We start from the raw sequence: 10,369 nt of genomic DNA on the forward strand, positions 1-10,369 counted from the left end.
AATGACTGATGACTAATGACTTCTTCCTGATGACTAATGACTGATGACTAATGACTGATGACTAATGACTAATGACTAATGACTAATGACTACTGACTACTGACTACTGACTAATGACTAATGACTAATGACTAATGACTACTGACTAATGACTAATGACTAATGACTAATGACTAATGACTTCTTCCTTCTTCCTTCAATTACCATGCCGATAACTATTGCAGATTTTGATTACATCCGCAAACTCGTGTACGATCGCACCGGTGTATTTCTTGCTGAAGATAAAATGTACCTCGTTGAATCGCGTTTAGGGATATTAGCAAAACAAGCCGGAACGAATTCCGTCAGCGGGTTAGTTGCAGAATTAAAACAAATCAAACAACAGCGTTTTAGCCCGCTTTACGAATCGATTGTCGAAGCAATGATGACCAACGAGACATTTTTTTTTCGAGATGTCAACCCTTTTGAGATATTAAAAACATCGATAGTGCCGGAATTGTTAAAACAGATGCAAGGCGAGGGAACTTTGAATATTTGGTGTGCTGCTTGTTCCAGCGGCCAAGAACCCTACAGTATTGCGATGCTGCTGCGCGAATATTTTCCGCAGTTGGCGAGAAATCAAGTGCAAATAATTGGTAGCGACATCTCTACAACAATGCTGAAGCGAGCAAATTCTGGATGCTACGCGCAGCACGAAGTATTGCGAGGTTTACCAACAGCATTTTTACACAAATACTTCCGCGATTGCGGCAAGGAATGGCAGATTAAAGAAGAGATCCGCTCTTCGATCGAATTTCGCCAGATTAACTTAACAGAACCCTTTGGATCGATGCCTCAAATGGATGTTATTTTTCTGCGAAACGTCTTAATATATTTCGATGTTCAGACAAAGCAATCGATTTTAGCGAGAGTGCGGCGGGTGTTGCGGCCTGACGGCTATTTGTTTTTAGGAGGAGGAGAAACAACCGTTAATCTTGACAGTTATTTTAAGCCCGTGCAGTTTGAAAAAACTGTATGTTACCGATTGATATCAAATCCGGTAGCATCCCAATTGTAAAATCCAGTCAACAGTCAACAATCAACCGCTGCCACCAAAATCGCTCTAATTCATCTGCGTTAATCTGTGTTAATCTGCCTGTATCTGCGGTTAAAAAAACAAAAGTTCTCACCGCAGATGACAGCGGATTGACGCTGATTAACGCAGATGCCCAGAACAGAGATGAATAATTCCGATGTTAAAAAAATTGATATAATTCGAGCGGCGACCGACTCTAATAAAATAGGTTTGTAGTAGGAATTCTGGTCTTGTCTTGATGAATTTTTAGGAATCAATCAAAACTAAATTCCTCACTGCCAACCTAATTATTTTTTACAGTTGGATGAGAACTTTTGTCCTTTTTTTTGGACGCGCCCTCAGACCAAACAGGCAATTGATTAATCTTATCCAGCGTAATATCTACATACTTTTCACCGTTACTTGCCCGATCTTCCCCAAAATATCCCTCTTCGCCGTCGTGCTTGTGAGGGCCGCTGAAACCTTCTGCGTAGCGTCCTTGTAAACGAGCTTGATTGACAGGAGAAGTCGCGAACCAGTACCAGCGAGTCGGAAAAACTATGCCGCCAATATCCTCAATTGAATCGCGAGTGCCGCGAAAATGGAAAACGTTATGGGCTTCTGCAAAACCATTTTCTCCCGAAAACACGCCCCCAACTGAAACAACAGTAATTTCTGCTTTCAGCCATTCTTTGAGATAGGTAGTAGCACCCAAAGCAACTTGTGCGCCGCCGCTAGTGCCAATTAAAATAATTTGCAAAGGTTTTTGAGGATTAGCTGAAATCGGAGATTTAGCATTCATGCGATCGATAATTGCACTGGCAATTCCCTGATTGTATGCAAAACCGTAGCGATAGTCGAGAGAAATTGCAAACCTCCAGAGATTGCGAATTTTGATGAATATATCCGCCCCAATCGGCCCACCTTTTGCCTGTGCTGCAAACCGCCAAAAAGGAGCTAGCCAGCGCTGTCCGCCTAAACTTTTGTTAGAAGCTGAATAAGGAAAAACATCTCCCACTGCTATGCACTGCGGGTGACGTTCAACTAAATGTTTGAGAAAAAATGCTTCTCCCGGTGTTAGTTCGTCCCCCGAAAAATCGCCAACTCCCGGTAAAAAGATGATATAACAATTGCTCGGCGAAGATTTGCCCGCTTCCGGGCTGCTGTCGTTTTCGGGCAATATCTCCGGCGAATTTTTTTTGAAACCCAAAGTTTCGGCACTTTGACCCAGCCACCATATAACAGTTCCCACTGGCGAAAGAATGCCCCAAACTAGCAGGATTAGACCTGCGATGAGCAACAAATTTAAACTTCCCCCGCGCAGCCACGCAAATAGCCGGAAAATCAATCTTAGCATTTAATAAAATCTGGTAGAATGCCTGTTATACCAATTTAATGTGAAGTTGCACATATTCCGATCCCCCTAAATCCCCCTTAATAAGGGGAGTAGGGGTTGACTTTGATAGGAATCTTGTCCCCCCCTTATTAAGGGGGGTTAGGGGGGATCAGATTCGGGAGCAGCCTCATAAAAAATTGATATTAATTACCTAATTATGTAGAAATATTTTGGTGATTGTGCTGTATTAGAGCTTATTTTGTCCGAGTTGTCAACTATCTTGAGGAGCAGGAGTTAAAGGTGAGAGGAGAAGATTCAATTGCAGGTTTGCGGAGAACGCTTTGGAACGCACTTTCTTTGAACAGCAACTTTTACGAAAAAACTCCCTACACTGCTAGAACGAAGCGGATAGCTTTAACGATTGTAATTTTAGCAGCGGTGTCCCGCGTTTTTGGCAGTGCCGTCATTTTGTTAATCAATCGAACTGAGCTATCAGTGTTATTGTTAGCACTTTTGATAGATGCTTTGGCACTGGTGGGGGGTTATTATTTTTGGACTTTCACTATTTTTAAAATCGGGCAGTGGCTGAAACCCGGTCATGTAAGTTATGGGGAGTTGTTGGTTCCGATCGGATTTGCTTACGCCCCGCAAGTGCTGAATTTTTTAACATTAATTCCCTTGCTGGGAGAAGGGATAGAGCGGATATTAGCTGTGTGGAGCTTGCTATCTGTAATTGTGGCGGTTCGCCAAGGTTTGGATATTAAAACTCGCTGGGCGGTGTTAATCGGTTTTGCGGGTTGGCCGCTGATTCAAATTGCGATCGGGTTTGTGAAAGTTATTAAACAGTTGGTTCCACAATGGCTTTGAAGTCAGGAAAATGTAACGGTCTGCCGTCCCAAAAGCCCCTAAAAACTGGTTTTAAAAGTTATCGAAATCTCTGGCGCGAGGAGGTGAATAAGAGGAATTAAGAGGCGCTGCAAATTGGAAATTTGCGATCGGGCGCGCCCAGAGGTTCCTTAAGCTGTTAAAATGAAATTGGTTGGGGTGGAAATACTCGATCGAATAACCTCATTTGAAACAAAAGTATTCCTGGTTAGCGATCGGGGTACTGTCGCTAGCAGGCTTTGAGAGAATGCTTGACAGGGGAGGGGCAATAAAGTAAATTGGGAGACGGTGAATAATATGATTGATGACATTAATTTGTATTGCCACTTGCCGATCGCACAGCCAGACGGCAAACACACCCCAACTATTCGGCTCTCCCCACTGTCCGCCCCCTATTACTAGCGATACATTGTTACTAAAGAAGGAAATACACAAAAATTTACATATATAATTTGTGTAGTGTTCCAAAATCGCTCCTCACCAGCAGCGATACAGCCCTCGCCAAGACAGTAGGAAGGAAAAAATATGTTTGAACGCTTTACAGAACAAGCCATTAAAGCAATAATGCTAGCCCAAGAGGAAGCGCGGCGCCTCGGCCACAATTTTGTAGGCACCGAGCAAATCCTTTTGGGACTCGTAGGCGAAGGCACTGGCATCGCTGCAAAAGTATTACTGGATATGGGCCTCAACTTGAAAGAGGCGCGGAATGAAATTGAAAATATCATCGGTAGAGGTTCCGGGTTCCTCCCGCCGGAAATTCCGTTTACCCCCCGCGTCAAGCGGATTTTTGAGACGGCGCTCAACGAAGCGCGACAGTTAGGACACAATTACATCGGCACCGAGCACATCTTGCTGGGGCTGATCCAAGACGATGAAGGGGTGGCGGCGAAGGTGCTGCAAAACCTGGGAATCGATCGGCAGAGAGTCCGCACGCAGGTAATTCGCGCCGTGGGAGAAGTGGCGGTGGCATCCGGAGGCAGGGGGGATAGCGGCGATCGCAAAATCCCGACTTTAGAAGAATTCGGCACAAACCTCACCAAGCTAGCAGCCAGCGGCAAACTCGATCCCGTGGTGGGCCGCGAAAATGAAATCGAGCGCGTGATCCAAGTGTTGGGCCGCCGCACGAAGAACAATCCAGTGCTCGTAGGCGAACCGGGAGTAGGCAAAACAGCCCTCGCAGAAGGTCTGGCCCAGCGAATTGTTAACAAAAACGTCCCGGAAATTTTAGAAGACAAACAAGTAATCAGCCTCGATATGGGTTCGCTGATTGCGGGTACAAAATTCCGAGGCGAATTTGAGGAACGGCTGACAAAAATCATGGCCGAAATTCGCGCAGCAGGCAACATAATTCTGGTAATTGATGAAATTCATACCTTAGTCGGTGCAGGCGCGATTCAAGGCAGCATGGACGCTTCCAATATGCTCAAACCAGCCCTTGCTAGAGGCGAATTGCAGTGTGTGGGCGCGACTACCTTGGATGAATACCGCAAGCACATCGAGCGCGACGCTGCCTTAGAACGTCGGTTTCAACCGATAAAAGTTGGCGAACCGAGCGTAGCTGAAACAATAGAAATATTGTACGGTTTGCGATCGGCCTACGAACAGCACCACAGACTGACAATTTCCGATGCAGCCTTAGAAGCAGCGGCTACACTGTCAGACAGGTACATTAACGATCGATTTTTGCCAGACAAGGCGATCGACTTAATAGACGAAGCAGGTTCCCGCGTCCACGTCTTGAACTCGCAAACCCCGCCCGAAGTTAAAGAACTCAAAAAACAACTTCCGGCTGTTAGCAAAGAAAAAGATGCTGCGGTGCGCGAACAAGACTTTGATAAAGCTGGCAAATTGCGCGATCGCGAATTAGAAATTGAAGCCGAAATCGCCGAAGCTACGATCAACAAAAGCCAAGTCAGAATCTCTCCCATCGTCACCGAAGAAGACATCGCCCACATCGTGGCAAATTGGACGGGAGTACCGGTCAGCAAGCTGACAGAATCGGAATCGGAATTGCTGCTGCACATGGAAGACACGCTGCACCAGCGCTTAATCGGTCAAGAAGAAGCTGTCAGCGCAGTTTCTCGCGCGATCCGCCGCGCCCGGGTAGGCTTGAAAAATCCGAATCGCCCGATCGCCAGCTTCATCTTTTCCGGGCCCACAGGCGTCGGCAAAACGGAACTGACAAAAGCCCTGGCTTCCTATTTCTTCGGTTCCGAAGAAGCGATGATTCGGTTAGATATGTCCGAATTCATGGAACGCCACACCGTCTCCAAACTCATCGGTTCGCCTCCGGGTTACGTCGGCTACGACGAAGGCGGCCAACTAACAGAAGCAGTGCGCCGCCGTCCTTACACAGTCATCTTGTTCGACGAAATCGAAAAAGCTCACCCCGATGTCTTCAACATGATGCTGCAAATCTTGGAAGACGGCCGCTTGACCGATGCCAAAGGTCGGACAGTAGACTTTAAGAATACGCTGCTGGTGATGACCTCAAACATCGGTTCGCGAGTGATTGAAAAAGGCGGCGGCGGTCTCGGTTTCGAGTTTGCTGAAACTGCCACAGACGCGCAGTACAACCGCGTCCGCAGCTTGGTAAACGAAGAGTTGAAACAGTTTTTCCGTCCCGAATTTATCAACCGCTTGGATGAGATTATCGTCTTCCGCCAGTTGAACAAGGAAGAAGTCAAGCAGATTGCCGATATCATGTTGCAGCAACTCTTCAGCCGCTTAACCGAACAGGGTATTACTTTGTCGGTGACAGACAAGTTCAAGGACTTGTTAGTTACAGAAGGCTACAATCCCAGCTACGGTGCCAGGCCTTTGCGCCGCGCCATCATGCGGTTGTTGGAAGATGTACTGGCTGAGGAAATGCTGTCTGGGAAGCTGAAAGAAGGCCAAAGCGCGATCGTAGATGTGGATGAAAACGGTCAGGTGAAGGTATTGCCGGGTGGCGAACCTGAACCGAGATTGCCGGAATTCGCTTTGAGTCATTAAGTGCGATGACACGCGGATAAATAACGTCTGATTAAAAACCCGGTTTCTTGCAGGAACCGGGTTTTTTAATTAAATAATACCAGTTAAAAAAAAGAATGCAGCAACAGTAACTGTAGAGTGCGGATACATCAACAATCCTCAAAAAAAGCGACAATCTGATAGCGACGCACCTTATTTTTGTCAATATGTCAACAAACAAATCCAACATTTCATTGCCAATAAAAAAGCTTGCTAAAAAAAAATGGCTGGCTTCTTGATTCATTGAACCTACCAGGTGCGTCGCTATTAAATTAGCCGTATTTCTTAAAGATTGTGGATAGCGACACACCCTACGGAAGACTGCTGTATGAGTGTTGAAAATTGGCATTTACATCATATTAAATGAACAAACTAGGCGACACTTTAAAATAATCGCCGAGTGCCTTAGCTTGTGCTTTGCTAATTGCCCGCTTGCCATTAACAACCTCAGACACTACGCCACTCGATCCAATGATGCCCACTCTCGTCAGCTTGACGGGTGCCGCTGGCTTCCATGATGTGTTGCAAAATCTCGTGAGGTTCGGATTTGTCGATCGCATAGTTTTGAGCTTCGTAAACTTCTATTAGCGTTACCAATAACTTGTGTAAAGCTTTTTCTTCGGGAGTGCGGTTTTTGGCGAACGTCAGCCGCTCTGCGACTGCTAGGAGGCGATCGTATTCTTCCTCGGTTTCGATCGCCCGTGGAGCGACTTCTGCCAGCAAATTGCTATAATTAGCTCGATCGAAAGTAAGGGTCATTTTTCCATTTGTCCTTGTCGTATAAAGATGTCATAGATTCCTGCTGCTAAATAAGTGGTTAAACGTTTAGTCATCGGAGATTTAGTTTTGTTTAAGCCGATCGCAGTTGATTGCGGGCTATGGGAGCATCCACTTTACTGCTGCCCCTGCTTCTCATCAGATGCAGACTGTTTTAGCAGTTTCTCCTCATGGTCTACAAGAGCTTTTTCTAAGAGGAATGCTGCCAAATTGCTAGTCGATCGCCCTTCTTGCTTTGCCCATTCCTCAAGGCGAGTGTAAATTCCGTCTGCTAAATATGTTGATAAGCGTTTGGTCATCAGAGACTAAGTTTTTGTTTAAGCTGAGTGTCAGTATATCGTTGGTGATTTCATAGCAATTTTACTGTCGCCCCTGCTTTTCATCAGATGGGGGTGGTGGCTGTTTTTGGATTTTTTCCTGTTCTTCTCTCGCAGCTTTTTCTAAAAGGAATGCTGCTAAGCTGCTGATTGAACGGCGTTCTCGATCGGCCCAATCTTCAAGAATGTCATAGATTCCTTCAGCTAAATAAGTTGTCAAGCGTTTGGTCATCGGAGATTTAGTTTTGTTTAAGCCGATCTTAAGTGTGCTGCATTTAGGTCTTTATGTCTAACTGTTACGCATCCGCTACATATATGTGATTATTGCGTGCTATACTCGGAAAAGTCAAAAGCCAGCGCGCGCCCTAGGAAAGTTCGTCGCTGGCTTGTGGCTCTAAAAATCAAAGAGAGCTATTACCATGATAAAACCTTCCAGCGACGGAAGCGAATTTTCTCGCGGCTACCAACAAGCTTTAGACGACTTCGGCATCACACAACTCCTATCCTGCATCCGCAGCTACTCTGACACCGATTTCGACGCGCAGCGGGTGCTGTTGCAGGAAAAAGAGGTCAAAAGCTTAGCGGGCCATCTAATCGAACAGTTGGCGGCCAACCTCACGGGCAGTCTCATCGCCAGCTACCTCGACATTCTCCGAAAAGCAAGTGCCCAAATAATTGCCGAACATTCTCCAAATCCGCAACTCACGAAAACGCCTGATTTCTTAAGGCCGGATTATGCCCAACCTTGGGTGATTGTGCGGGTTTTGCCTGATGCTAGAAATCACGCTGTTGCGCGTTTTTGCAATCGCCAAGATGCGGATGACCATTTAAGGGCTTTGCGGCGGTTTGTGCGATCGGGAATCTTTGAGATTGTGTTCGATAGACCTGGCGATCCAGAGTTAGATTAAACAATTAATAGCTCTGCTTTACGGTGGGTTTCTGCCCACCTTTGCCTATAATTGTTTGCTGATTCTTGTTAATTTAGACTCTCAAGTCGCGGCGAAAAAAAAATGGTATGAGTCCAGCTTTTTATCCCAACACCGCATCCACAGGAATTTCTATGTCTGGAAAAGCTAGAATAAATAAAGTCTGACCCCGCTGGAATCTTTGAATATTTTGGTATCCCGATTGAGAAGGTTCGCGATAAACTACGACACATTGCTCGTTAATATCTACCAGCCAAACTTCTGCAATACCCGCTTCAGCATAAAGAGGAATTTTGATATTTCTGTCAGTTTCAGCGGTTGTATCCGCTACTTCCACAATTAGTAAAATATCCTCCGACTGAGGATGTCCCAATTCATAAAAATCATCGCGCCGCCGCAGTAAGGAAATATCCGGTTCAGGTTCCGAGCGATCGTCCAATTCTACCGGATCTTGAACTCCAATGGTTACTCTTGATAATAAGCTGATATAGAATAACTCTGTCAGGCGCTTGACATGGGAGGTGTGCCTTCTACCGACGGCCGCCATTTGAACAATTTCTCCTCGAATCAATTCAACTCGATCATCTTTTGTCAAGATGCCAGATTCAATCATCTGATGATATTCTTTTACTGTGAACAGGCGCTTGATTAACTGAGTTGTCATCACTTATTTGGCGCTCCTTTTAGTTGCCGTTTTTCTGTTGCATCGCCTTTGCTGCTTTCACAATCTCAAATCGCGGCGCAAAAAAAAGGTATTTTTACTTATTGATTTTGCTTGATTTTTAAGGTATTATTTAGATAATGGGAGTGGTGGCTTAAATTTAAAAATTGCCACCACTCCCATTATCATATGATACCTTTTTAAATCGGCAATGTCAAGCCTTTGACCCCAAAAAAAAGGGCGTTTTTTTTAGATTTTATCGGAGAAAATTATAGTTTTGGTAAACCCGCTCTTCCGGGGCAACAGGATTTGATTAGACGAGCAAGTGCATAAATCTTTGATTGATAGAGCAACCGCAGATGCCCTGCTGATCGACGCAGATTAACGCAGATACTTTGAAGAAGAGCGAGGGAATGAAACAAAGAGGTGTATTGCGGAAAATTCAATCCCAAGATTGGAACTGTACAACCCAATGCTGCACAAAAGCAGAAATGCGATCGCGCCGAGTTTCAAAAGTAGCAGCAATCCAGATAAACACAATCCCAAAAGCCAAGCCGATCGCCCATTTAATCAGGGGATAGTCAAAAATCAGCACCACCAACTGATAGAAAACATTGATTAAGAAAATTCCTGTCCCCACAAACAAAAACGCCCGCACTCTCAGCGCCAAACCAGCCACAATCGCCAGCAAACTAAAAGCCCCCGCTACTAAACCGTGGCTTTGCTGAGTCAAAAGAGGTATCCCGCAAATCAGCGCCGTGGCGAGGATTCGCAGAGTGTGGCGCAGGGTTTTTTGGGCTGGTAGTTGCAAAGCGCGATTCCCTACGGGATAGCTACGCTTCACGAACTGAGCAACATAAAGGAAAGAAAGTCCTAAAGGAGTAAAATACCATTCGGGTTGAGTCAATCCGATTTGTCCAAACCAGCGCAGCAATACCCAGTCAACTATCGCCACACTCACGTAGGTAAAACGGACTTCGCGCTTTTCCCAAGCTAGGAAAACATAGAAGGCGGCAGCTATGAGGAAGCTAATCGGATAAAACTTAGCGGGACTTTCCACAATCGCGATGATTGGAATCAGAGAAGCGATTATCTTCCAGGGATTTTTTGACCAACCCCAGTTATCCCAAGGTAAGATGTAAATGAAATAGGCAAATAGAGAAGCAAAGGCAACTTTCCACGGCCCCAGCGGCCCGGAAATGTACTTGACTAAAGGCGTATTTATCCAATAAAGCCGGACGCCAAAGGCTTCTAGCCAGCCCAAGTAAATCCAAATTTCTGCCCATTGGCGATCGAGATTATTTCGCCCTTGCAAGAAAGCGTACTGCACTAATAAAGCACCGGTGACTAATCCTAAATTTATCCCGGATTTAATATCGTTAGTAGAAGCCAAAATCAGGA

General features: G+C 45.5%; 9 protein-coding genes and 1 pseudogene. 4 read left to right on the forward strand and 6 right to left on the reverse strand.

Annotated features, from left to right (window positions below; all coding sequences use genetic code 11):
- Positions 1–169: 169 nt before the first annotated feature.
- Positions 170–1,057 (forward strand): CheR family methyltransferase, encoded by an 888-nt coding sequence (locus WBA89_RS16190; protein WP_424408142.1) that lies wholly within the window; start codon positions 170–172, stop codon positions 1,055–1,057.
- 301 nt (positions 1,058–1,358) lie between these two features.
- Here the strand turns inward: WBA89_RS16190 and WBA89_RS16195 are convergent, their stop codons facing one another.
- Complete coding sequence (locus WBA89_RS16195) at positions 1,359–2,411, reverse strand: hypothetical protein (protein WP_424408144.1); 1,053 nt, start codon at positions 2,409–2,411, stop codon at positions 1,359–1,361.
- 216 nt (positions 2,412–2,627) lie between these two features.
- Between WBA89_RS16195 and WBA89_RS16200 the strand changes: the two genes are divergently transcribed.
- Both WBA89_RS16200 and WBA89_RS16205 read left to right on the forward strand, forming a co-directional pair.
- A complete protein-coding gene (locus WBA89_RS16200) occupies positions 2,628–3,257 on the forward strand; it encodes a hypothetical protein (protein ID WP_424408146.1) in 630 nt (209 codons plus the stop codon).
- 543 nt (positions 3,258–3,800) lie between these two features.
- Positions 3,801–6,269 carry an ATP-dependent Clp protease ATP-binding subunit gene (locus WBA89_RS16205; RefSeq protein ID WP_424408148.1) on the forward strand — a complete coding sequence of 823 codons (2,469 nt, stop codon included), beginning with the start codon at positions 3,801–3,803 and terminating at the stop codon, positions 6,267–6,269.
- Positions 6,270–6,734: 465 nt separating this feature from the next.
- Here the strand turns inward: WBA89_RS16205 and WBA89_RS16210 are convergent, their stop codons facing one another.
- The 3 genes from WBA89_RS16210 to WBA89_RS16220 form a co-directional block, all read right to left on the reverse strand.
- On the reverse strand, positions 6,735–7,046 hold the full coding sequence (locus WBA89_RS16210; RefSeq protein ID WP_424408150.1) for a helix-turn-helix domain-containing protein: 312 nt from the start codon (positions 7,044–7,046) through the stop codon (positions 6,735–6,737).
- Between the two features lie 134 nt (positions 7,047–7,180).
- Positions 7,181–7,363: a ribbon-helix-helix domain-containing protein gene (locus WBA89_RS16215; protein WP_424408152.1), complete on the reverse strand. Its 183-nt coding sequence runs from the start codon at positions 7,361–7,363 to the stop codon at positions 7,181–7,183.
- A gap of 61 nt (positions 7,364–7,424) precedes the next feature.
- Positions 7,425–7,613 carry a ribbon-helix-helix domain-containing protein gene (locus WBA89_RS16220; protein ID WP_293189205.1) on the reverse strand — a complete coding sequence of 63 codons (189 nt, stop codon included), beginning with the start codon at positions 7,611–7,613 and terminating at the stop codon, positions 7,425–7,427.
- Positions 7,614–7,800: 187 nt separating this feature from the next.
- Between WBA89_RS16220 and WBA89_RS16225 the strand changes: the two genes are divergently transcribed.
- Positions 7,801–8,289, forward strand: a complete 489-nt coding sequence (locus WBA89_RS16225) for a hypothetical protein (RefSeq protein WP_424408154.1) — start codon at positions 7,801–7,803, stop codon at positions 8,287–8,289.
- Positions 8,290–8,410: 121 nt separating this feature from the next.
- Here the strand turns inward: WBA89_RS16225 and WBA89_RS16230 are convergent, their stop codons facing one another.
- On the reverse strand, positions 8,411–8,971 hold the full coding sequence (locus tag WBA89_RS16230; protein WP_333114804.1) for a Uma2 family endonuclease: 561 nt from the start codon (positions 8,969–8,971) through the stop codon (positions 8,411–8,413).
- A 439-nt stretch (positions 8,972–9,410) separates the two neighbouring features.
- A pseudogene (locus WBA89_RS16235) lies at positions 9,411–10,369 on the reverse strand (hypothetical protein); the annotation flags it as partial.

This window comes from Microcoleus sp., assembly GCF_049646505.1.
GTDB lineage: Bacteria > Cyanobacteriota > Cyanobacteriia > Cyanobacteriales > Microcoleaceae > Microcoleus.

What these genes read in the sequence shown, in the direction of transcription:
- WBA89_RS16210 (WP_424408150.1), bottom strand. Translation starts at nt 7,046, where the DNA reads ATGACCCTTACTTTCGATCGAGCTAATTATAGCAATTTGCTGGCAGAA.
- WBA89_RS16190 (WP_424408142.1), top strand. Translation starts at nt 170, where the DNA reads ATGACTAATGACTTCTTCCTTCTTCCTTCAATTACCATGCCGATAACT.
- WBA89_RS16225 (WP_424408154.1), top strand. Translation starts at nt 7,801, where the DNA reads ATGATAAAACCTTCCAGCGACGGAAGCGAATTTTCTCGCGGCTACCAA.
- WBA89_RS16205 (WP_424408148.1), top strand. Translation starts at nt 3,801, where the DNA reads ATGTTTGAACGCTTTACAGAACAAGCCATTAAAGCAATAATGCTAGCC.
- WBA89_RS16230 (WP_333114804.1), bottom strand. Translation starts at nt 8,971, where the DNA reads ATGACAACTCAGTTAATCAAGCGCCTGTTCACAGTAAAAGAATATCAT.
- WBA89_RS16220 (WP_293189205.1), bottom strand. Translation starts at nt 7,613, where the DNA reads ATGACCAAACGCTTGACAACTTATTTAGCTGAAGGAATCTATGACATT.
- WBA89_RS16215 (WP_424408152.1), bottom strand. Translation starts at nt 7,363, where the DNA reads ATGACCAAACGCTTATCAACATATTTAGCAGACGGAATTTACACTCGC.
- WBA89_RS16195 (WP_424408144.1), bottom strand. Translation starts at nt 2,411, where the DNA reads ATGCTAAGATTGATTTTCCGGCTATTTGCGTGGCTGCGCGGGGGAAGT.